The organism is Chryseobacterium sp. JUb7, from assembly GCF_024806495.1.
GTDB lineage: Bacteria > Bacteroidota > Bacteroidia > Flavobacteriales > Weeksellaceae > Chryseobacterium.
This window is the reverse complement of sequence record NZ_JANUFF010000001.1, coordinates 602,023-626,027: the sequence shown is the minus strand read 5'-3', so window position 1 is coordinate 626,027 and position 24,005 is coordinate 602,023. Positions and strand designations below refer to the sequence as shown.

The following is a 24,005-nucleotide window of genomic DNA, read 5'->3' as shown; positions in this document are numbered from 1 at the left end:
CATTAATTTTGATATGAAATTTCACAATTCATATAGTTTCGTACTTAGAAGTGCTGCACTTTGCGGTGTAGCGCTTCTTTCTTTTTTGAACCTTAACTGCAGCAGTGCTGCAGATGTTTCCAATAATGAAAATTCAGGAAACGGAAATGCTACTGGTGATCCGATACAAGTCTGGCTGACAAAAGGAGACCAGTCGATAAAACTTCAACAGCAGTCTTCTGCTAACTTTTCTAATACGGCAAATTCAGGAACAACCATTGAAATTGATGCTTCGCAGATTTTTCAGACCGTTGATGGTTTTGGATATACGCTGACAGGAGGAAGTGTGGAAGTGATTAATCACCTTAATACTACTAAAAAACAGGAGTTGTTGAATGATCTTTTCAGCAGTTCGGGAATTGGAGTCAATTATTTAAGAATCAGCATCGGAGCATCAGATCTTAACAGTGAGGTATTTACTTATAATGATATGCCGGCTGGTCAAAAAGATCTTACTCTTTCACAATTCAGTCTGACTAAGGATCAGGCAGTGATTCAGATGTTAAAAGATATTTTGGCTATTAATCCGAATATTAAAATTCTGGCGACTCCATGGACAGCACCTGTCTGGATGAAAACCAATGAAAATAGTGTTGGAGGAAGCTTAAAAACCGAATATTATAATGTATATGCCCAATATTTTGTAAAATATATTCAGGCAATGCAGGCGCAGGGAATTAAAATTGATGCTGTTACTCCTCAAAACGAACCGTTGCATCCGGGAAATAATCCCAGTATGTATATGTCGTCTACAGACCAGGCAAATTTTATTAAAAACAGCTTGGGGCCTGCTTTTCAGGCTGCCAGTATCAATACAAAAATCATTGCTTATGATCACAACTGTGATAACCCGGCGTATCCTTTGGCTATTTTAAATGATACAGCGGCAAACCCATATGTTGACGGATCTGCTTTCCATTTATATGCAGGGGATATTTCGGCTTTAAGTAATGTTCATAATCTGTTTCCGAATAAGAACCTGTATTTCACGGAACAATGGACAAGCTCTACAGGAAATTTCGGCGGAGATTTGGATTGGCACGTGAAAAACGTTATTATTGGGTCGATGAGAAACTGGAGTAAGACAGCATTGGAGTGGAATGTAGCGAATGACGCGTCGTTTGGACCTCATACACCGGGTGGCTGTACACAATGTAAGGGTGCAATCACTGTAAATGGAGCAACAGGCTATGACAAAAATGTGGCCTATTATATTATTGCTCATGCTTCGAAATTTGTACCTGTCAATTCTCAGAGAATTGCTTCTACACAAGGTGGTAATCTTTCTACCGTTGCTTTCAAAACACCTGCAGGAAAAACAGTTCTGATCGTTCAGAACAGCAATTCCACAGATAAAACATTTACGATTAAATATAATCAGAAAACAGCTCCTGTAACGATTTCAGGAAGCTCAACAGCGACTTATATTTTTTAAAATAAAATCATGAAGAAAATTTCGTTCTTATTACTATTATCAGCATTTGGGATGAATGCGTACGGACAGAAAACAATTGATCAGAGGGTTTCTGAATTATTGTCTAAAATGACGTTAGAAGAAAAGGTAGGGCAGCTGGTTCAATACAGTGGTTTTGAATATGCCACAGGTCCTCAGAATTCCAATTCTGCTAATGTTTTAAACGAAATAAAACAAGGAAAAGTAGGTTCTATGCTCAATGTAGCAGGAGCTCAGGAAACTAAAAAATTCCAGGAATTAGCTTTAAAATCAAGATTGAAAATTCCTTTATTGTTTGGACAGGACGTAATTCACGGTTACAGAACAACATTCCCTGTGAATTTAGGTCAGGCAGCAAGCTGGGATTTAGGATTAATTGAAAAATCAGAAAGAATTGCAGCTACTGAAGCATCAGCTTACGGAATCCACTGGACTTTTGCACCAATGGTCGACATCGCCAGAGATCCGAGATGGGGAAGAGTGATGGAAGGTTCGGGTGAAGATACGTATCTGGGAACACAGATTGGTTTGGCAAGAATTAAAGGTTTTCAGGGAAAAGGTCTTGGAAATATTGATGCCATCATGGCCTGTGCAAAACATTTTGCAGCTTATGGAGCGGCAGTGGGAGGAAGAGATTACAATTCGGTTGATATGAGTTTAAGACAATTAAATGAAACTTATTTACCTCCTTTTAAAGCAGCAGCAGAAGCTGGTGTTGCTACTTTTATGAATTCTTTCAACGATATCAACGGAATTCCGGCAACGGCCAACAAATATATTTTAAGAGATTTATTGAAAGGCAAATGGAATTATCATGGTTTTGTCGTGTCAGACTGGGGCAGCATTGGCGAAATGGTTCCTCATGGATATGCCAAAGATAATAAAGAGGCTGCTGAAAAAGCAATAAATGCCGGAAGTGATATGGATATGGAAAGCCGTGCGTATATGGCAGAGCTTCCAAAACTTGTTCAGGAAGGAAAAGTAGATCCAAAACTGATTGACGACGCAGCAAGAAGAATTTTGGTTAAAAAATTTGAAATGGGATTATTTGATGATCCTTTCCGCTTCAGCAATGAAAAAAGACAGAAAGAGCAGCTCAATAATCAGGAAAACAGAAAATTCGGAAGAGAATTTGGCTCGAAAAGTATTGTTTTGCTTAAAAATGAAAAAAATGTTCTTCCGCTTTCAAAATCTACAAAAACAGTAGCTTTGATTGGGCCTTTTGGGAAAGAGACTTCTGCTAATCACGGGTTCTGGTCGATTGCATTTAAAGATGATAATCAAAGGATCATCACTCAGTTTGACGGAATTAAAAATCAGCTGGATAAAAATTCAACTTTATTATATGCAAAAGGGGCTAATGTTGATGATCAGGATAAATCGATGTTTGCAGAAGCAGTGGAAACGGCTAAAAAAGCAGATGTTGTGATCATGACATTAGGTGAAGGTCATGCGATGAGTGGTGAAGCGAAAAGCAGAAGTAACATTCACTTTTCGGGAGTTCAGGAAGATTTATTAAAAGAAATTGCAAAAACCGGAAAACCAATTGTTTTAATGATCAATACAGGAAGACCTTTGGTGTTTGACTGGGCTGCAGATAATATTCCGACCATCGTTTACACCTGGTGGCTGGGAACAGAAGCAGGAAATTCTATTGCAGATGTTCTTTTCGGAACGGTAAACCCCGGAGGAAAACTTCCGATGACCTTTCCAAGAACTGAGGGACAGATTCCGGTATATTATAATCATTACAATACAGGAAGACCTGCGAAGAATAATACAGACAGAAATTATGTTTCGGCTTATATCGATTTGGATAATGACCCTAAATTTCCATTTGGTTTTGGATTGAGCTATACGCAGTTTAAATATTCTGATATGAATTTAAGTTCAACAAGCCTTAAAGGAAATCAGATCTTAAATATCAGTGTCCATGTTTCTAATACCGGAAATTATGATGGGGAGGAAGTTGTGCAGTTATACATCAGAGACTTGGTAGGAAAAGTGGTGAGACCTGTAAAAGAGCTGAAGGGGTTCCAAAAAATCTTCATTAAAAAAGGAGAAACTAAAACTGTCAGCTTTACTTTAACTCCGGAAAATTTAAAGTTCTACGATGACGAGCTGAACTATGATTGGGAAGCAGGAGATTTCGATATCATGATCGGGACCGATTCTCAACATGTTCAGACAAAAAGAATTAATTGGTCAAAATAATATAAGTTTTTTCATTAACTAAGAGCGGGATGATACCCGCTTTTGGTGGTAAAAGACTGCACGTTTTTATTAAAATTTAAATAAAACTTTGCGTTAAAAAAACGAGATTAAACTCAAAACTTTGAATATTAAACTTCAGCATATCATAGCAGTTTTCACGGGAGGCGTATTATTTTTCTCTGTGTTAAATTGTGCTTCAAACAAGCCTGATTCAGAAAGAAAGTTAATATGGAGTGATGAATTTAACGGAAAAGGACTACCGGATTCTACAAAATGGAATTATGATGTGGGAGGTGACGGTTATGGAAATAATGAAGCTCAGTTTTATACCAAAAACCGACTGGAAAATGCTAGGCTGGAAAATGGAAATCTTGTGATTGAAGCCAGAAAGGAAAATTGGGAAAAGAGTAAGTATACTTCTGCAAGGCTTTTGACGAAAGGTAAGTTTTCCTTTCAGTACGGAACAGTTGAGGTTCGTGCCAAATTACCTAAAGGTCGGGGAACCTGGCCCGCGATCTGGATGATGAGCGAAAATATGAAAAAATGGCCGGATGACGGCGAACTGGATATTATGGAGCATGTAGGATTCAATCAGGGATATGTCCATGCTTCGGTTCATACGAAGAAGTATAATCATATCATTGGAACACAGAAAACCGATACATTGACTGTAAAGGAGGTAAGTGAAAAGTTTCATGTCTATAAAGCAGACTGGACTCCTGAAAAAATTGATATCTATATTGATGATCAGAAGTTTTTTACCTATGAAAATAAAGAGAAAACATATGAGGCATGGCCTTTTGATCAGCCCTATTTTATTATTTTGAATCTGGCTGTAGGAGGATTTTGGGGTGGAAAAGAAGGAATTGATGACCATATTTTTCCTCAAAAATATGAGATAGACTACGTAAGAGTTTATGAAAATAAATAATAACCGTCAATAAAATTCCCATCCTTTGGAGGGGTGGATAAATTTTCAAGTAAAATTTAGACGGGGTGGTTAAATATAAATTATAAAAAAGAAGAAGAAAGAAATGAAGAAATTAATCGTAAGCTGTTTTGTAATCGGCATGGCTTTTAATGCCAATGCACAAAATTACTGGAAGAAAAATGCAGGGAAAACAGCCAAAGTAATCCTTACGAACTCCAAAACCAATGAGAAAATGGTGGATAAAGGAGCTGTAAAATTTGAAAAAATGGCTCAGCCAAAAGAAACGGATGCCTGTATTTTTGTAGATCCGGATTTTAAATATCAAAAACTGATAGGAATCGGAGGTGCTATTACCGATGCTTCAGCAGAGACTTTTTATAAACTTCCAAAAAATAAGCAGAAAGAGATTATTGAAGCTTATTATGGGAAAAATGGTTTGGGGTATACAGTTGTTCGTACCAATATGAACTCGTGTGATTTCTCAAGCGACTCTTATACGTATGTAACGGAAAATGATAACTCTTTAAAATCATTTAATGTTGCTCATGATGAGAAATTTAAAATTCCAATGATTAAAGAGGCTCAAAAGGCAATTGGAAACAGCTTTACCTTTTATTTCTCTCCGTGGAGTCCACCAGCCTGGATGAAATCTAATAAAAGTATGCTGAAAGGAGGAAGATTGGAAAATGCTTTTTACCAGACTTGGGCAGATTATTATATCAGATTCATCAAAGAATACGAAAAAAGAGGAATTAATGTTTGGGGACTGACTGTTCAGAATGAGCCGATGGCAACTCAAACCTGGGAATCTTGTATTTACACCGCTGAAGAAGAAGGAGATTTTCTGAAAAATAATTTAGGTCCGACACTTTGGAAGAATGGGTTTAAAGATAAAAAAGTAATGATTTGGGATCATAACCGTGATTTGATTTACCAAAGAGCTACCACGACACTGAGTGATCCTGAAACTTCAAAATATGCAGCCGGAATCGGTTATCACTGGTATGAAACATGGAATAACAAGACACAGCTATTTGATAATTTATTAGAAACTCAAAGGGCTTTTCCGAATAAGTTTCTGGCATTTACAGAAGGTTGTAAAGAGCAATTTGATATGTCTAAAATCTATGACGTGAGTTTAGGCGAATTGTACGGAAGAAATATGATCAACGATTTCAATAAAGGTACAGCGTTATGGACAGATTGGAATGTTCTTCTTGATGAAACAGGTGGACCAAACCATGTCGGGAATTTCTGTTTTGCACCCATCATTGCAGATACAAAAACAGGGGAGGTTCATTATACTTATGAGTATTATTATGTAGGTCATGTTTCAAAATATATTAAACCAAATGCCCAAAGAATCGGAAGTTCTTCCAACAGAGCAGCCCTAACTTCTACTACTTTTATGAATGAAAACGGACAGCTTGTTACTGTAATCATGAACGATTCCGAAAATGATATTGATACCAATCTCTGGATCGAAGGTATGTCTGCAAAGATTTCGGCGCCGGCACACTCTATACAGACTGTAATTTTATAGACTTCATATTAACATTTATTTTATACCCGGCGGCATCGAAGATGCCGCCGGTTTTTTATTGCAACAAAAAACCGAAGCCAGTGACTTCGGTTTTATATTATTTTGAGAATAAAGTAAATTATTCAACATCATATTTGCTGATTACTTTCTGAGTAACTCCAGAGCTGCTGAAACCTCCGTCGTGGAAAAGATTCTGCATGGTTACTTTCTTCGTAAGATCAGAGAAAAGTGTCACACAATAATCTGCACATTCAAGAGCCGTAGCATTTCCTAGTGGAGACATATCTTCAGCATATCCAAGAAAACCTCCGAAACCTTTCACTCCGCTACCTGCTGTAGTTGGAGTAGGAGACTGAGATACCGTATTTACACGTACTTTTCTTTCTCCCCAATAGTTACCGAATGTTCTTGCAATACTTTCAAGATAAGCTTTATTATCAGACATATCATTATAGTCAGGGAATGTTCTCTGAGCAGCAATATAAGTCAGTGCCAGGATGCTTCCCCATTCATTCATACAGTTTTTTTCATAAGCTACACGCATTACTTTATGGAAAGAAACAGCAGAAATATCCCAGCCTTTTTCCAACCAGTCATAATTCATTTCTGTATAATGTTTCCCTTTTCTTACGTTGATAGACATTCCGATAGAGTGAAGGATAAAGTCGATTTTCCCAAATTTGGCAACTGCAGCATCAAAAAGTTTTTCAAGATCTTCAATTGAAGTAGCATCTGCACCAATAACTTCTGAACCTGTTTTTTCTGCTAACTCATTAAGTTCTCCCATTCTCAAAGCAATAGGAGCGTTTGATAAGATAAATTCAGCACCTTCTTCATGACATCTTTCAGCAACTTTCCATGCGATTGATTGTTCATTAAGGGCTCCAAAAATAATTCCCTTTTTGCCTTTAAGTAAACCGTATGACATATTTTTTAATGTTTATTATATAATACAAATGTAGCAATAATTTGTGTTTAAAGCATAATAAAAAGGAGTCTTAATAAAATGACTCCTTTCTATTAATTATCATACTATTTTTATCGCTAAATGTGATATTAGTTTTTTATATTCTGCGTTTGCTGCTTTTTCTAATTCGTCAGTCCAGGGTTCAGTATAAAAATTGATTTTAGCAATATCTATAAAAATTTTTCGGTAAGCATTAAATATAGGATTATCAAAAATAAAATCCTTGAATTGTATGCTAAGATCTTTCATAGCCTCAGGAGTATATTTAGGACCAACTTTTTCTTTACAGCTTGCATAATATTGCATTGGATTAATCACTTCATAATAATAGTCTCTAACTGGCGTTAAGTGTATTTTACTACCAATGAAGCTTTCAAAACTCCTATTAAGTTCTACTGCATTTTTTATGTCCCGATATTCTTTTTCTTTTAAGAATTCAATTATGAGATGATTCAGATTCTCTTCTGTCCATTCTAATTTTGTGTTTGTTTCAGTAGTTTTTTCCATAATATTTGATGTTGTGATTAATTTATTTTTTTTGAAAATTGTTTTATGATCAGTTTGCAAAATGGTTTCTGTTAATAGTCAATTTTAAGATGATCATCATAAATTTCATCATAAACCATCAGGGCTTCTGAATTTTTAATAGAATCCCATTCTTCAAATATTAAATTGTTTTTAATAAGGTTGATCCAGTTTTTTTCATCTTCACTTTGATCTCCTGTCAGAGTAAAGCTTTCACCAAGATCTTTTAAATTAGTGATTGTCCATTCTAATTTTTTTACGCTGCTATTGTTTATATTCTCCATTATAGATCCATGTTTTTGAGTTTATTAAAATCGGAGGGCTTAATTTTTTACTGACTATTGATATTTGGAAGTCATATTTAACTGTATAATTTGCCAAATGTTTTCGGTATCTTTCTCATCATCTTCACCCCACTCATCAGGTTGGAAATTTAAAACGACTGCTTGATTAATCAGCTTTTGTTCAGAAGATTGTTTTTTGAATGTTGATGGCTCTGTAAAATTAGAGGTTTCATGCTGTAAATGATCAAGTGACCATTCTTGTTTCTCTGTAATGTTTGTTTCCGAATTTTTCATAATATAAATAGTTTTTTGGTTTTTGAAAATTTTTATTCCCTAGCTAGTCATTCAAAATACAAACATCAGTAAATTAAACTCAGTAGTCTTATTTTTAATAACAATGTAGAGGGGAGATAATGTGGTCAGTAATATAAACTTTAGAATAAAATTTATAAATATAGCTGTTCAATTTCTGTATTAATTATCCGTAATTTAATTTTTTTAAAAGAATATTCATGGTTGTAAGTTTTTGATTAATAGTATAAAATTAATAATTATTATTCATTAAATAGAGAATTGATGATAAATATTTTCGTTACATATTTTTTAAATAAAAAAACGAAACCTTTAAAAGGCTTCGTTTCTATTGAAAATATTTATATGACTGAAATTTTTAGTTGGTTTTCTTATTCCATTCTGCTTTTACATCTTCTGCTGCATCTTTGGTTTTTTCCCAAGCATCGTTTGCTTTATCTTTCACGTCATCCCAGGCATCAGCAAAATTATTTTTTACTCTATCCAACCAGTCTTCCTGTTGTGCTTCCTGATCATTGTTCCTTTTTTCGTTGATATAGTCTTTAGCTCTGTCTGCCAATTCTTCAACTTTCCATTTTGCATTATCTGCCGCATCTTTTAAAGAGTTTTTAGTGTTGTCTACCGCGTTTTCCGCTTTGTTGTACTCTGAATTGTTCATAATATTAATATTTTAGTGTTGTTGCTTAGTAAATAAACAAGAACCATTCCTAAAACAGAAACACACTGTTAAACTTTTCTTAATGTTTTTTTCATTCTCGCGATCGGCTTTATCTTTAAATTATTAAAAATTATGTTTTATGGAAAAAATACGTTGCGGATGGTGCGAAAAAGACGACTTATACCGAAAATATCATGATGAAGAATGGGGAAGACCCGTTTATGATGATGAAACAATTTTCGAGTTTTTGATTCTTGAGAGTTTTCAGGCAGGACTCAGCTGGTACACCATTCTTACTAAAAGAGAAAATTTCAGAAAAGCCTTCGATAATTTTAATTATAAAAAAATTTCAAAATATTCTGAGGAAAAAATTGAAGACCTGATGCAGGACCCAGGAATTATCAGAAACAGATTGAAAATATTAGCTACGGTTACAAACGCACAAAAATTTATGGAAGTTCAGAAAGAATTCGGAAGCTTCTCTTCTTATATATGGGGATTTGTAGGTGGGAAACCTGTTAACAACAACCCGAAGTCCTTAAAAGATGTTCCTGCAACAACTGAAATATCTGATAATTTATCAATAGATCTTAAAAAAAGAGGCTTCAAATTTATGGGTTCAACTGTAGTCTATGCACACATGCAGGCGACAGGTATGGTGAATGATCACCTTGAAAACTGTTTCATTAAACAGTGGTAAATTTAATTTTATTCATTTTTATGTGATGTTTTTTGTCAATTATGCAATTTTAATCCACTATTTAAAGAATTAAAAACCTCTGTAGAAGTGCCTCAGTAGCCGATTTAAGATATAGTTAATATTGAATTATGCTTCATTAAACAGTGATAAAGTTGGCGTTTTGTCACTGTTTAGTGGTTTTATTGAAAAATATTTAAAAAATTAGGTGTTTTATTGAAAATTCTTATATTTGCACCGTCAAATAATTAACTATTAATAATTCAGGGATGCAAAAAAAATTAATACTTCAATTTGTTCTTATACTTTTATTCTTTTCTAATTTTATATACGCCCAAGTAGGGATAGGAACTCCTAATCCTGATTCTTCAGCGATGTTACAGATCAGTTCAAAGAACAAAGGGGTTCTTTTTCCAAACATAGCATTAAGCTCTTTAACAGATAAAGTAACCGTTCCTTCACCAGCCGATGGTTTAATCGTATGGAATACAGGAACTGGCGGACTTGCAGAAATTGGATTTTACTACTGGAATAATCTGAAATGGAATATGCTTTCGGTAACCGGAGGAAATGGAACCAATGCCGGTGGCGGAAGTACTACAACAAACTGGAATAATACAGGAACAAACAGCGGAAACTACGGAGGCTCCAATACAAACCTTTCATTAGGAACCAATACTCTTGATGATTTGGTATTCAAAGTGAATTCTGTAAAAGCAGGGAGACTGGGAACCGATAATTCAGTAAGCTTAGGAACAGGTTCTAATGCCGGTCAGAATGGTATCGCAATCGGAACAGGAAGTTCAGCTTATCAGGGAGTTTCTGTAGGTAATGATGCTTCGGTAACAGCCAACGATGCTGTTGCATTGGGAAATAAATCTAGTGCTGCAGGATATCAGTCTACAGCAGTAGGATATAACGCAAAAACAAATAAAAACGAATCGGTAGCAATCGGAAATAATTCTTTCACAGATGGATTTCAGTCTACAGCGATCGGTTATAATGCCAAAACAACAAAGAATGAAACAACTGCTATTGGTAATAGTGCCACTGCAAATGGGTTTCAATCGATTGCATTAGGATATAAAGCTACAACAAATTCTAACAGCGAGACGGCTTTAGGATATAATACAGTAACCAACAATGAAAATTCTACAGCTTTAGGTTCAGGAGCCAATGCTTTAGGGCAGTTTTCTACGGCTTTAGGATATGGAGCAACAACTTCACAGGCTAACGCGGTTGTTTTGGGTAATAGTAACGCAAATGTAGCGATCGGTACAAGTACTCCTAATACATCAGCAAGACTTGATGTGAGCGGACAATATAAACTGGGAGAAAAAGGAACGGTTAATAAAAATCAGATTAGTTTTGAGGTTTGGCCAAGTGTTTCAATCAACAATATGGCTCCGGGGAAATCGACAACAATGAATATTGCAATTCCGGCAAATTTACAGCCTGGTTCTACGAGAGCGACAATTGTTGTGACGCCGGCAGGAGATTTTCCAGGAAATGCTACATTCTCTATTTCGAATCCGAGAATGACATCAGCGACTAATATTACAATAAATCTTACAAATATTTCCTCCAATGCAGAGAGCCTGAACTATTCGCATTTTTATGTAATGATCAACGAATTTTAAAGAATGATTTACTAAGGATTGATATGGTTAAGAGAGATTTCAAATTTTTTGAGGTCTCTTTTTTTTTGTTATTAAAAACCTGCTTAAAATTCATTAAAATATTTTCAATGTATTAAAATCATTTAATTTTCTTCTGTCAAATTGTTTATACTCATAAAAATAATTCAATAAATAAGTAATCTCTGTGTAAAAATTTATAAGTTCGCGCAATTAATCAATACATACTAATATCCCATTCAACATGAGTAAATATTTCTCTATTTTATTATTGTTCTTTGTGAGCCTTTTTTATGGACAGAAGCAGGATAAAAACTCCTATATACCTGTAGAAATTACAAAAACAGATGGCGTCAAAATGAATGTTCTTGTAAGTAAGGTTCAGATTCCTAAAATCAGTACTTTCAAAGATGTATTGGGAGGAGGGGATTTTAACAGCAAAACAAAAATCGAATATAAAGCTTCAGAATCATCACCTTCGGAAAAAATTACAGCAAAAGAAATTTCGAAAATTGCTTATCTGGATAAAGACTATGATGAAGCATTGGCATTTGAAAAATTAAAGGTTAAGGAATTCGACAGAAATGGGGTTTTAAAAGATGCTAAAAATGATGTTTTTCTTTCCCGGATTTATGACGGTAAGATTGGAATTTACGGTCATCCGAATATAATATGCACAAAAAACGGTCAGATTGGTCCGTATATGTGTGAGTATACCTATTCCATATTTTATCTTAAGAATAATCAGGAAAATTTTGCTGTGATGCCTTTAGATATCAATCTTTTTGATCTGAAACGAAGCTTTGATAACTTTGTCAATGCTTTTAAAGTAGCCGGAAAAGACTGTCCCGAGTTTGCAAAATATCTTGAATTATTCCGCAAAAAGATGGAAGACAGAAACTTCCAGAAAGAAATGAGAAAGGGCATGATTGATTATAAAAAGCAGGTGGTAAAGGAAGCTAAAGAAAATAAACTGGATACCGGAGAAACACTCGATTATATAAGCCGTAAAATGTTTGAATATGAAGCCCGGCTTTATCTTGGCATTGTTAAAGAATACGAAAAAAACTGCCCCTAAAAATAAAAGGATTTCAAATTATTGAAATCCTTTTTTATTGTTTTTAATTTTATTTAATAATTCTGTCCAGAACCCAGTTGATAAGATTCTTTTCAGAAGCATGATGATCGGCTGAGAACTCTCCGCGTCTTCTGTTGGCGATAACATTATTTACCGTAATGGCTTTATGGCCTAATAATTTTGAAAGCGCATAGATAGCAGAAGTTTCCATTTCGAAATTGGTTACTCCAAGATCATTCAGTGTTTCCAGAAACTGATCATCGAGAGCTTTTAAACGAAGCTGTCTTCCCTGTGGCGCGTAAAATCCCGGGAAAGTAGCTGTATTACCGTGATATTTGGCGTCTTTGTATAGTTCGCCCAGTTCTTCAGACCAATCGGCAAAATAAAGCATTGGTTTAATCTTCGCATACGGGAATTTCTCCAAAAAGTTTTTTGAAAATTCATTTTCAAATTCGTAATCCTGATAGAAATGCATTAAACCATCTAATCCTACAACATTTTGGGTCACCAGCATATTGTCAACCTGTACATCAGGATTTACACTTCCGCAAGTTCCCATTCTGAAAAGCTGTAGAGCTGTATGTTCTGTTTTAAACTCTTTGTTTTTAAGATCGATATTCACTAAAGCATCAAGCTCATTCATGACAATATCGATGTTTTCGGTACCGATACCTGTAGACATTACCGTGATTCTTTCCCCTCTCAGGGTTCCGGTATGGGTGTAAAACTCTCTCTTGTTTTTTTTGACTTCTACTTTGTCAAAATATTTTGACACTTTTGCTACTCGGTCAGGGTCACCCACAAGGATGATTTTTTCTGCAATATCTTCCGGTAAAAGATTTAAGTGATAAACACTTCCGTCATCGTTCAGAACTAATTCTGAGGCTGCTAGTTTATTCAGCATGATATGTTTTTTTAGTTTTAATTAATAAAAATGGCCTCTTTATAAGGTGTAGGCATAAGCTCCATGATAGAGCCGTATTCTTCAACAATTCTTTTTTGACCGTTAAAGACTTCGTACACGGTAATTGTTGTTTTTTCAAAGTTTTTGGGATCTTTTCTTTGAGTGGTGATCTCGTAGAAATGTCCGTCTTTATTGAGTACAGAAACGAGTTCTTCTTTGGCAGAATTGGCAGTTTCCATCATTTTAGGAAATTCTTTTGCGACATCCAGCAGCTGGGTATACTTTTTATAAGGTTTTGTTTCTCCGTTTGAATAGACATATACGTTAGGAATGTCTTTTCCCTTCGGTAGACGGACCAAATAATAATCACTGCCTCTTTTCTCTGCATACACTGCCATCTCCTTTTCTTTACTTTTCTGTGAAAAAGCGCTTAATGATAAAAAGCTTACAATAAAACTTAATAATAATTTAAATTTCATGATAATATTTTAGTTTTTAGGTGTGAAAAATATAAAATTTCTTCTCCGTAATTCTCTTTTTGAAGAGAGAAGAAGACGTGAAGATACAGCTTTTTGGTGGTTTGGACTTTATTTTTAGCTTATAAATTATACAATGCAAAAATGTAATTAATATTTAATCCAGCGTTAAAACTGAAACAACTTATAAAAGATAGTTTTGCCGCAAAAAATTAATGAGATCTTATCCGCTACTTATTGTAATTCTTTTGATAGGTTTTGCAATTATGTCATTCAATCCTGTTTATAAAGGTGTTGAAACTGAAAATACCGCTGTTACTCAGGGTTTGGCTGATTTTAAAAGCAAACTTGAACGCCTGAAATCCGATGTTTACAGCTTTTCTGAAGATAAGATCTCTCTCGAGGAACTCCAAAAGTCATTAAGCAGCACAAGAAATTCTTTTAAGGAAATTGAGTTTTATGTGGCTTATCATTATCCGGAATTTACAAAAACACACCTTAATGCAGCACCGTTATTTCATATTGAAGCAGCGGGTACAAGTGCTTATACACTTCCTCCCGAAGGTTTACAGGTACTGGATGAACTGATATTTTCCGATGAAGCGGCAGACGAAAAAGAGAAAATAAAAGAGATTACGATTTTTTTATATAACAGCTATTCCAGTTTTTATTTAAGCTCTGTCAAAAACGGATTAAGCAAGGGGAATAATAAAACGTTGCCACTTCGGATTGAGTTAATCAGAATGTATAGTCTTGGTGTCACAGGTTTCGATACTCCGGGCTCGTTAAATATTTCTGAAGAAGCCAGTCATGCCTTTTTAGGAATGAAAAAGTATATCAATAATGATATTTACTTTAAAAATTATAATCTACAGAAAGCCAATCAGATTTTAAATAACGGGATCGATTATCTGTCAAAAAATACGGACTTTGAAACGTTTGACAGAATAGAGTTTTATAAGGTGTACATCCAGCCTTTATATCAGGAATTCGGAAGTTGGGACGGAAATGAGGATGATCTGAAAGAGTTTTCAGGATGGAATGTTAAAAATAAAAATCTGTTCAGCAGTGATTTTCTTGATCCCTATTTTTATACCCTTCTAAAATCCAATGAAGACGGTGCTGATCTGAGAAAACTGGGGAAAGACATTTTTTACGATCAGAATTTGAGTGAAAACAATAAAATGAGCTGCGCAACCTGCCATTTACCGGAAAATGCTTTTACAGATCTGAAACCAAAATCTGAAAGTAACACAGAAGGGAAAACGGTCCTTAGAAATGCCCCGTCATTGTATAATGCTGTTTTCGCTAAAAGGTTTTTCTATGATCTTAGAGCTTTTTATCTGGAACAACAGGCAGAGCATGTTATTTATAACGAACAGGAGTTTAATACCAGCTATGAAAGTATCATCAAAAAATTAAAAACAAAACCCGAATATAAAAAAGCTTTTAAAACAGCCTTTAAAGACGGGAAAATTACGAAAGAAAATTTTTCTAAAGCATTGAGTTCCTATGTTGCATCTTTATATTCTTTTGAAAGTGATTTTGATCGATTCATGAGAAATGAGAAAGAAATTTCTGATGATGCTAAAAAGGGCTATAATCTGTTTATGGGAAAAGCCAACTGTGCAACCTGCCATTTTGCGCCTCATTTTTCAGGATTGGTTCCGCCTTTTTTTAATGAAAATGAATCTGAGGTACTTGGAATCACTAAAAAACCGATCAGTCAGAAACCTCTTGAGCTCGATGGAGACCCAGGGAGAATAAACAGCCCTGTGAAAAAGGAGAATTCATGGATTTATGAAAACTCATTTAAAACAACCACGGTACGAAATATTGCACTCACAAAACCTTATTTCCATAACGGTGCTTTCAATACCCTTGAAGAGGTTCTTGATTTTTATAATGAAGGTGGTGGTGAAGGCCTAGGACTGAAGATGAAAAACCAAACTCTGCCTGCGGATAAATTGAATCTGACACAAACTGAGATTAAACAGATCATCGCATTTCTAAATTCGTTAACAGACATCAGTAAAACAAAAGAAAAATAATAGCTGAATAATTCTTCACTTATCTGAAGTTTAAAGTACTCCATAAAAAGTCTGCATCTCAATTTTTGATGCAGACTTTTTTTCAGACCTTAAAGAAGTTCTTTCTGAATGAATTTTCACTTTGTTTTGTCTTCTGTAGAAATCTAATACATTATAACCTGTACATGAAAAATAGGATGTTTAAATCAACTTACAGGAAATCTTTAAAGGTGAATTTCAAATCATCCAATATTTTAATATTTTTTTAATTTAACATAAAATTAATGTAATTAACATTCGGTTTTCTATTAATTAATATTTGTCAGGATTTATTTAAACTCCTATTAATAGAGGCTTCGCAACATTCTGATAGTTTTGCAGAGTCTAATAAATCTAAAATTAAAATGAAGAAAAAACTACTATCAATCGCGACTCTGGCGTTGATAACAAGCTCTGCTGTTCAGGCACAGACTTTTATTTTCAACAAAAACTCATCTTGGAGCTACAAAGACAATAATGTGGCTCAACCGGCTCAGTGGAAAGAAAAAACGTATGATGTTTCTTCCTGGGCAACAGGAAACGGACCTCTTGGATATGGTGATCCGGTAACGACTACGATCAGCTCAGGGCTTGTGACCGCTTACTTTGCTAAAGACATTACTGTAAACCTTTCGGACCTTACTGATACTATGGAACTTGGAATCATGAGAGATGATGGTATTGTTGTATACCTTAACGGGGAAGAAGTAGTAAGAGATAATATGCCGGCAGGAACGATTACTTTCGATACATGGTCCAGTACAACGATTGACGGAGCTGCGGAAAGTACCTATAATATTTTCTCTATTCCAAAATCAAAATTCGTTAACGGAACCAATAGAATTTCTATCGAATTACACAACAGAGGTGCTGCGAGCTCGGATTTAAGAGTTGATGCTTATCTGAAAACAGTAACAAATACAACAAATCCACCGGTAGCCTGTAATGCAACACACATCAGCTGCTTTACATCTATTGTTCCAACGGCACAGACCAATAAATTAATTATCCCTACAGAGCATAAATATCAGTTGATCTTAAAAGAAGGCGACAGTTATACAGAAGGAGGAGGGTTAGTAGGTGGTCAGAATGACTTTACGGCCTATGTTCCGAAAACCGGAAGCAGTACAAACGGATTTCTTTCTGTAAACCACGAAACCAACCCTGGTGGTGTAACGATGGCTGAAATCAACTATAATGCAACAACAAAATTGTGGCAGTTATCAAGGTCAAGAGCCGTTAGTTTTTCAGATCCTAGCCTTGTTCAGACGATCAGAAACTGTTCAGGAGGGATAACGCCTTGGGGAACAGTGGTGACAGCAGAAGAATCTGTAACGTCTAATGACGTGAATGCCGATGGAATGAAAGATTACGGATGGTTGGTAGAAATCGATCCTGCAACAGCTCAGGTGGTTTCTAAAAATGCAGACGGGTCAAAAGGAAAACTATGGCAGATGGGAATCATGAATCACGAGAATGTGGTAGTGAATAATGCAGGAACAACAGCATATTATGGTGAAGATGGTGGAACTCACATGGTGTATAAATATGTAATGGATACGCCAAACAACCTTGCTTCAGGAAATCTTTATGTATTGAAACTGGATCAGGGATTAACAACCGCAGGAGATCCGGTGACAACTACGGCAACCTGGATTCAGGTTCCTAATAAAACAAAAGCAGATCAAAACAATACAACTGCGCTGGCACAATCTCTTGGAGGAACTAGATTTAATGGAGTGGAGGATGTAGATATCAGCCCGTTGGACGGCAAAATCTATTTTACAGCCAAAGGTTTAGACAGAGTGTACCGTATGCAGGATAACGGAACTACCGTTACGCAAATGGAAACTTTCGCAGGAGGTGCTTCTACCGTTTATTCTTTCGATACAGCTCAGGGAACAAAATCTGAAGCTTGGGGAGATGGAAACGATAACCTTACGTTTGATGAGCTGGGGAATCTTTGGGTATTACAGGATGGTGGTAAAAACTATATTTGGGTAATTGCTCCGGACCATACAGCAGCAAATCCTAAAGTGAAACTTTTCGCTTCTATGCCTGCCGGTTCAGAGCCTACAGGTCTTACATTTACTCCGGATCATAAATTTGGTTTCTTCTCGATTCAGCATCCCGATTCTACGATTGCTACAGACGTAGATGCTACAGGAAATACAATTGATTATAAAGGAAAATCTGCAACGATTGTAGTGGCTCTGAAAAATAATCTGGGAACTACAGGTTCTTTAGGTACTGTAGATACTCAGAAAGAGAATATCGTAACCGTTGCTCCAAACCCGACATCAGGAATTGTAAAAATCAATTCTCCGAAAGGATTGAAAGATATTGCGGTAACAGCTTACAGCATCGACGGAAAAATTGTTTTCACTAAGAAATTCTCAGGAACAAGCAAATCATTGGATCTGGATTTTACGTCTCAATTGGAGGCATCCAGAGTGTTGATCTTAAATATTGAAGCAGATGGCGGATTCCAGCAGACCGTTAAGCTTCTAAAAAAATAACTTATTAATAATTTTAGCTGCCGGTAATTTATTATCGGTGGCTTTTTTTAATTATGAAAAAACTTATTGTTATTATTTCCCTGCTCTCTCTTACCCAGATTAATGCACAGATTGATCCGGTAAAATATCCTACCTATACAAATATCGATGATGCTTTAAAAAGTGGAAAGACTGTTTACAGTATGAGTTTCAGAGAAAAAGGACTGTTTAATATTCCTCCTCAGATCAAAGATTTAAAATCCATATTTTTTCTGAATATCATGGGCAATAAATTAGAAAAAATGGATGCTGAGATATTTATGCTAAAGGAACTGGAAATTTTAAATGTGAATGAAAACAGCATCAAATTTATCCCCGATGAAATTGGTGAACTGACAAAACTGACGACGCTTTCAATCAACCTGAACAGCCTTACAAACATCAATCCGAATCTTGCAAAACTTCAAAACTTAAAAGCCATCCATCTCGATGCCAACAGCCTGAATGTTTTTCCGGAAGCTTTGATGAAAATACCTTCTCTGGAAGAGATTAACTTACAGGGAAATCAGATCAGTTTTATTGCTGATGATTTGTATAAAATCAGAAATTTAAAATCACTAAATCTTTCTGCCAATCAGATTAATGATCTTGTAAATCTTCAATTCCCCCAAAATATTAAATATCTGGAACTGCAGCAGAATAGCATTGTAAAACTTCCTGAAAATCTATTCGGCGCCAAAAATCTTGAATTTTTAAATGTAAGCGATAATCAGATTAAAGAAATTTCATCCGGTATTAAAGGTTTAAAAGAAGTCGTTAGCATGAACTTGGCTCACAACAATCTGAAAGACCTTCCCACAGAATTTAAACACCTGAAAAATCTTAAAACACTGATTCTTACAGGGAATCCAATGACCAAAAATAAAATTGACCAACTAAAAGCCCTGATGCCTCAGACGCAGATTTATTTCTAAATTATCCGCCGACTCTCTTGGTTTTATAGCCCATTTCCTTAAGGATATCCATGATTTTATCACGGTTGTCTCCCTGAATGATAATCGTTCCGTCCTTCTCAGAACCACCGATTCCTAGTGTGGTTTTTATTTTTTTTGAGATTTTCTTCAAATCTTCCTCGCTGCCTTCCCAACCTTCAACAATGGTTACAGGCTTCCCGTTTCTTCCTTTTTTCTCAAATTTGCACACCAAAGGCTCTTGTTGCTTAAATTCTTCTTTAGGCACCTCAAAATCCTGTTCTTCATGCTCAGGAAAAAGGTTTTTCAATTGATCTCTTAAATCCATAAAGCAAAATTAATAAAATATTTAAGGCAAAGAAAGTGAATATGCAGAGAAGATAAATAAGAGCCTGTTTAAATTTAGAATTAAAAAACGCTAAATGGTTTAGATAGTTTGTTAAGCTCACTACAGCTGAGCTCAATCGGACGCTGTTTATTACGAAAAACCGAATATTATTCAAAAGGCGTCATTTCGGGTAGATTTTTAAAAAAAATCGTATCGAGAAATTGTTTTATGAAAATTCTCAATATATTCATTTCACTGACAAAAATTTAAACTTTATTAGGACTATTTTCTATTTTTGATCGTTACTAATAAAAATAATTTTCTTACCTCAAACATGAAACTAATAACCAATCCCTTTATAGTGTTTGCTTTATTGGCATTTGGAACTGTAAATGCTCAGTTTTCAGATGATCCTTTAAATGCCGTTTTAGAAACGAAAGACGCACAGAATTTCTGGAAAGCCTTCGATAAAATGGAAATTTCTACAACCAATCCATTTATAGAATATATCGAGAACGGCTCACCAGGCGTGAAAGCATTTATCAGGCACAGGATTATCAATGCAGATTCTTTGTATGCAACAGTGAAAAAAAATAAAGAAGAATATCTGAAAACCAGAAATACTTTAACAAATATTAATTCAATAGATAAAAAATTAAAAGCATCCTACAGTGCTTTAAAATACTGGTATCCGCAGGCGAAATTTCCAACCGTGTATTTTGTGTACGGAAGAATGAATACAGGCGGAAATTCTTCTGATGAAGGTATCTCTATCGGGACAGAATTATTTAAAAATCTGGATGGCGTTGTCCCTCTTATTACCCATGAAATGATCCACTATCAACAAAATAATAAAGGCGGCGAGAATTTATTGAAACAGGCTCTGACTGAAGGCGGTGCAGATTTTGTCGGCGAATTTATCTCCGGAGAACCTATGAATGTAAAAGCCTTTCAGTATGGTGAAGCGCATTCTGACAAACTTTATAAAGAATTTGTTGCAAGATATAAAACAGATGATCTCAGAGACTGGTTTTACTGGACTTCCAAAAAGGATGACAGACCCAATGACTTAGGATATTGGATCGGATACAAAATCTGTGAAGCCTATTTTAATAAACAGACCGATAAACATAAAGCAATACACGATATTTTAAATATTGAAGATCCATTTGTATTTTTAAAAGAAAGCGGATTTCTGGATTCTTATATTCAACAGTATGCGAAAGAAAAGAATTTGAAGGTCGACGATTTTTTCAAAGAATTTTCCGGAGAACCTTCAGAAGTGACGTTTGTGGTAACTGTTCCGGATAAAAAAGATGAGGTTTATATTTCAGGAAACCAGAAAGGATTGGGAAACTGGAACGCAGCATCAGTTAAAATGAATAAAAAAAATGATCTGGAAAGAACTCTTACTTTAAAAATATATTTACCGGCTCAATTAAAATTCACCAAAGGAACCTGGGATCAGGAAGCCGAAGTAAAAGGTCTGGAAAAAGGGCAAAACATCAGAATAGAAGAGGTGAAATCAAAGAAGATCTCTTATACGATCAGTAATTGGTTTAAAAATTAGTGTAGCGACTGGAGGTTTGAATCTTTATAATCGGCGGGAAAAAAATATTGTAGTCGGAATTAATCTGAATCCGTATCGAAACAGCATTTTAAATAAAATTTAAGTAGATCAATTCTTTCATTCATTTCAAAATAAATAAATTTGTATAACAAAAGTTTACATAATGTCGAAAAAAGCAATATTAGCGATCCTTGACGGATGGGGATTGGGTATGAATCCGGACGTTTCTGCACTAGATAAAGCAAACACTCCTTTTATAGATAGCTGTCTTAAGAATTTTCCTCACACAACGCTTGAGGCAAGTGGTTTGGCTGTAGGTCTTCCTTTTGGTCAGATGGGAAATTCGGAAGTAGGACACATGAATTTGGGAGCCGGAAGAGTCGTATACCAAAATCTGGTTAAGCTGAATATGGCTGTTGAAAATGGTTCGTTAGGTCAGCAAAAAGTTATTCAGGATGCCTTTGAATACGCTAAAAAAGAAAATAAAAAAGTACACTTTATCGGATTGGTTTCAAACGGAGGTGTACATTCACATATCAATCACCTGAAAGGGCTATTGACTGCCGCAGGTGAATTTGGTCTTCACGACAATGTTTTTGTTCATGCATTTACAGATGGAAGAGATTGTGATCCACATTCAGGATTTGGATTTATCGATGAGCTTCAGAAGCATATGGATCATACAACCGGAAAATTGGCAACGGTTGTAGGTCGTTATTATGCGATGGACAGAGATAAGAGATGGGAAAGAGTAAAGTTGGCTTATGATGCTATGGTAGAGGGTGTTGGTGAACAGACCACTGATGCATTAGCTTCAATTAAAGCTTCTTACAATAATAATGTAACCGATGAATTCCTTAAACCAATTATTTTAACGAAAACAACGGAAACAGGAAATGTGGTTCCGGTAGCTAAAATTATTGATAATGATGTGGTGATCTGTTTCAATTTCCGTACAGACAGAGGTCGTGAAATTACAGAAGTACTTTCTCAGAAGGATTTCCCTGAGTTTTTCATGAGAAAACTTGATCTTTATTATGTGACATTAACGAATTATGATAAAACTTTCCAGAATATACATGTTGTTTTTGATGAAGAGGTTCTTCACGAAACAATGGGTGAGATTTTAGAAAGAAATAATAAAACGCAGATCAGAATTGCGGAAACAGAGAAATATCCTCATGTCACATTCTTCTTTTCAGGTGGAAGAGAAGAGGAGTTTAAGGGAGAAAGAAGATTGCTTTGTCCAAGTCCGAAAGATGTTCCAACTTATGATCTGAAACCTGAAATGTCAGCATATGATATTACCAATGCTATCATTCCTGAACTGGAAAACGGAACTGCAGATTTTGTTTGTCTGAATTTTGCAAATACTGATATGGTAGGACATACAGGAGTTTTTTCGGCAGCCGTAAAAGCCGCAGAAGTAGTGGACAGCTGTATCGAAAAAGTGGCAACAGCCGCTTACGAAAACGGTTATGCAGTTTTTATTCTGGCAGACCACGGAAATTCGGATGTGATGATCAATGAAGACGGAACACCCAATACACAGCATTCAACGAATCTCGTTCCTTTCATTGTAATGGATAAAGAGCATACCTGGAATTTAAAGCCTGGTAAATTGGGCGATGTTGCTCCTACTATTTTAAACGTAATGGGAGTGGAAATTCCGGAAATTATGACCGGAGATATTTTAGTTAGCTAAAATCAAATAATAATGTTAAAAAAATGCCGTTATAATATTAGTAACGGCGTTTGTTTATGATTTATATCAGGCACGATTGTTGTTATGCTTTAAATAATAAATAAATCATATCTTTGCAAATTAAAATCTAAAAAGTAAAAATGTATCAAAAGCTTGTCAGAAAAGAAGTAATGGGGATTTTGGAAAAGGAAGTAGGTTCTTTTCTGGAAAAATTTTTAACGCCAATTGAAAAAATCTGGCAGCCCTCAGATTACCTTCCGGACCCGTCAAGCGCTGATTTTAAATACGATTTAGAAGAAATTCAGACCTTTGCCCGTGAGATGCCTTATGATCTTTTCGTAACTTTAATCGGTGACTGTATTACGGAAGAAGCTCTTCCTTCTTACGAGTCTTGGTTAATGGGTGTAGACGGAATAGATCAGGAGCAAAAAGAAGTTGGCTGGGCAAACTGGATAAGAGCGTGGACTGGTGAAGAAAACCGACATGGTGACCTTTTGAGCAAATATCTTTATCTGTGCGGAAGAGTAAACATGAGAGAACTGGAAGTTACGACTCAGTATTTAATCAATGACGGTTTCGATTTGGGAACAAGTATGGACCCTTACAGAAATTTCGTGTACACAAGTTTTCAGGAAACAGCAACCAATATTTCTCACAGAAGAGTAGGTACACTGGCAAAGCAATCCGGAAACGGAAAATTAGCAAAAATGTGTGGTGTAATTGCTGCAGATGAAGCAAGACACGCAAAAGCATACAAACATTTCGTAACAAAAATCTTAGAGATTGATCCTTCAGAAATGATCCTTGCATTTGAAGATATGATGCGTAAAAAGATCGTAATGCCGGCTCATATGATGAGACAGTCTGGTCAGAAGGCGGGTGAACTTTGGGGACATTTCTCGGATGCTGCACAAAGATGTATGGTATATACAGGTCAGGATTATATCAATATCCTGAAAGATCTTTTGGACGAATGGAAAATTGAACATGTGAAAGGTCTTAATGAAAAAGCAGAAAAAGCTCAGGAGTATCTAATGAAATTACCGGGAAGACTGCAAAAGATCACAGACAGAATTTCTACACCTGATTTGCAATTTGAGTTCAAATGGGTAAAAAGCTAGTTATAAATTATAATTAAATGATAAA

General features: G+C 35.4%; 21 protein-coding genes. 13 read left to right on the top strand and 8 right to left on the bottom strand.

The genetic code is table 11. From position 1 onward, the window contains the following. Positions 1–13: 13 nt before the first annotated feature. The 4 genes from M2373_RS02920 to M2373_RS02905 all read left to right on the top strand — a co-directional run bounded on the left by M2373_RS02920 (position 14) and on the right by M2373_RS02905 (position 6,180). Entirely contained in the window at positions 14–1,474 is a 1,461-nt protein-coding gene (locus M2373_RS02920; protein WP_259107268.1) for a glycoside hydrolase family 30 beta sandwich domain-containing protein, read from the top strand. A gap of 9 nt (positions 1,475–1,483) precedes the next feature. Continuing rightward, positions 1,484–3,706, top strand: a complete 2,223-nt coding sequence (gene bglX, locus M2373_RS02915) for a beta-glucosidase BglX (protein WP_259107265.1) — start codon at positions 1,484–1,486, stop codon at positions 3,704–3,706. A 121-nt stretch (positions 3,707–3,827) separates the two neighbouring features. Then, complete coding sequence (locus M2373_RS02910; RefSeq protein ID WP_259107263.1) at positions 3,828–4,637, top strand: glycoside hydrolase family 16 protein; 810 nt, start codon at positions 3,828–3,830, stop codon at positions 4,635–4,637. 103 nt (positions 4,638–4,740) lie between these two features. Then, on the top strand, positions 4,741–6,180 hold the full coding sequence (locus tag M2373_RS02905) for a glycoside hydrolase family 30 beta sandwich domain-containing protein (RefSeq protein ID WP_259107261.1): 1,440 nt from the start codon (positions 4,741–4,743) through the stop codon (positions 6,178–6,180). Between the two features lie 118 nt (positions 6,181–6,298). Here M2373_RS02905 and M2373_RS02900 read toward each other — a convergent pair whose 3' ends face one another. From M2373_RS02900 to M2373_RS02880, 5 genes are all read right to left on the bottom strand, one after another. Beyond that, positions 6,299–7,108, bottom strand: coding sequence for an enoyl-ACP reductase (locus M2373_RS02900; protein ID WP_259107259.1), 810 nt, complete (start codon positions 7,106–7,108; stop codon positions 6,299–6,301). 99 nt (positions 7,109–7,207) lie between these two features. Then, complete coding sequence (locus M2373_RS02895; protein ID WP_259107257.1) at positions 7,208–7,654, bottom strand: hypothetical protein; 447 nt, start codon at positions 7,652–7,654, stop codon at positions 7,208–7,210. 71 nt (positions 7,655–7,725) lie between these two features. Further along, positions 7,726–7,956, bottom strand: a complete 231-nt coding sequence (locus tag M2373_RS02890; RefSeq protein WP_259107255.1) for a hypothetical protein — start codon at positions 7,954–7,956, stop codon at positions 7,726–7,728. A 54-nt stretch (positions 7,957–8,010) separates the two neighbouring features. After that, complete coding sequence (locus tag M2373_RS02885) at positions 8,011–8,250, bottom strand: hypothetical protein (protein WP_259107253.1); 240 nt, start codon at positions 8,248–8,250, stop codon at positions 8,011–8,013. Positions 8,251–8,626: 376 nt separating this feature from the next. Next, positions 8,627–8,926 carry a hypothetical protein gene (locus tag M2373_RS02880; RefSeq protein WP_259107251.1) on the bottom strand — a complete coding sequence of 100 codons (300 nt, stop codon included), beginning with the start codon at positions 8,924–8,926 and terminating at the stop codon, positions 8,627–8,629. Between the two features lie 139 nt (positions 8,927–9,065). Between M2373_RS02880 and M2373_RS02875 the strand changes: the two genes are divergently transcribed. From M2373_RS02875 to M2373_RS02865, 3 genes are all read left to right on the top strand, one after another. Further along, the gene (locus M2373_RS02875; protein ID WP_259107249.1) at positions 9,066–9,626 is read left to right on the top strand and encodes a DNA-3-methyladenine glycosylase I; all 561 of its coding nucleotides are present in this window, start codon (positions 9,066–9,068) and stop codon (positions 9,624–9,626) included. Between the two features lie 266 nt (positions 9,627–9,892). Beyond that, positions 9,893–11,263 (top strand): hypothetical protein, encoded by a 1,371-nt coding sequence (locus tag M2373_RS02870; protein ID WP_259107246.1) that lies wholly within the window; start codon positions 9,893–9,895, stop codon positions 11,261–11,263. A 241-nt stretch (positions 11,264–11,504) separates the two neighbouring features. Then, on the top strand, positions 11,505–12,338 hold the full coding sequence (locus M2373_RS02865) for a hypothetical protein (protein ID WP_259107243.1): 834 nt from the start codon (positions 11,505–11,507) through the stop codon (positions 12,336–12,338). Positions 12,339–12,387: 49 nt separating this feature from the next. Here the strand turns inward: M2373_RS02865 and M2373_RS02860 are convergent, their stop codons facing one another. Together M2373_RS02860 and M2373_RS02855 are read right to left on the bottom strand one after the other, a co-directional pair. Next, positions 12,388–13,242 (bottom strand): nucleoside phosphorylase, encoded by an 855-nt coding sequence (locus M2373_RS02860; RefSeq protein ID WP_259107240.1) that lies wholly within the window; start codon positions 13,240–13,242, stop codon positions 12,388–12,390. Between the two features lie 17 nt (positions 13,243–13,259). Then, positions 13,260–13,721: a hypothetical protein gene (locus tag M2373_RS02855; protein WP_259107237.1), complete on the bottom strand. Its 462-nt coding sequence runs from the start codon at positions 13,719–13,721 to the stop codon at positions 13,260–13,262. Positions 13,722–13,933: 212 nt separating this feature from the next. Between M2373_RS02855 and M2373_RS02850 the strand changes: the two genes are divergently transcribed. The 3 genes from M2373_RS02850 (at position 13,934) to M2373_RS02840 (ending at position 19,259) form a co-directional block, all read left to right on the top strand. Beyond that, on the top strand, positions 13,934–15,769 hold the full coding sequence (locus tag M2373_RS02850) for a cytochrome-c peroxidase (RefSeq protein WP_259107236.1): 1,836 nt from the start codon (positions 13,934–13,936) through the stop codon (positions 15,767–15,769). A gap of 383 nt (positions 15,770–16,152) precedes the next feature. Further along, positions 16,153–18,306 carry an alkaline phosphatase PhoX gene (locus tag M2373_RS02845; protein ID WP_259107233.1) on the top strand — a complete coding sequence of 718 codons (2,154 nt, stop codon included), beginning with the start codon at positions 16,153–16,155 and terminating at the stop codon, positions 18,304–18,306. A gap of 53 nt (positions 18,307–18,359) precedes the next feature. After that, complete coding sequence (locus M2373_RS02840) at positions 18,360–19,259, top strand: leucine-rich repeat domain-containing protein (protein WP_259107231.1); 900 nt, start codon at positions 18,360–18,362, stop codon at positions 19,257–19,259. Position 19,260: 1 nt separating this feature from the next. Here the strand turns inward: M2373_RS02840 and M2373_RS02835 are convergent, their stop codons facing one another. Next, positions 19,261–19,584 carry a translation initiation factor gene (locus M2373_RS02835; RefSeq protein WP_259107229.1) on the bottom strand — a complete coding sequence of 108 codons (324 nt, stop codon included), beginning with the start codon at positions 19,582–19,584 and terminating at the stop codon, positions 19,261–19,263. A gap of 334 nt (positions 19,585–19,918) precedes the next feature. Between M2373_RS02835 and M2373_RS02830 the strand changes: the two genes are divergently transcribed. From M2373_RS02830 to M2373_RS02820, 3 genes are all read left to right on the top strand, one after another. Next, entirely contained in the window at positions 19,919–21,154 is a 1,236-nt protein-coding gene (locus M2373_RS02830; RefSeq protein ID WP_259107227.1) for a carbohydrate-binding module family 20 domain-containing protein, read from the top strand. Between the two features lie 163 nt (positions 21,155–21,317). After that, on the top strand, positions 21,318–22,859 hold the full coding sequence (gpmI, locus tag M2373_RS02825; RefSeq protein ID WP_259107225.1) for a 2,3-bisphosphoglycerate-independent phosphoglycerate mutase: 1,542 nt from the start codon (positions 21,318–21,320) through the stop codon (positions 22,857–22,859). Between the two features lie 140 nt (positions 22,860–22,999). Beyond that, positions 23,000–23,980, top strand: coding sequence for an acyl-ACP desaturase (locus tag M2373_RS02820; RefSeq protein ID WP_259107223.1), 981 nt, complete (start codon positions 23,000–23,002; stop codon positions 23,978–23,980). Positions 23,981–24,005: the final 25 nt, after the last annotated feature.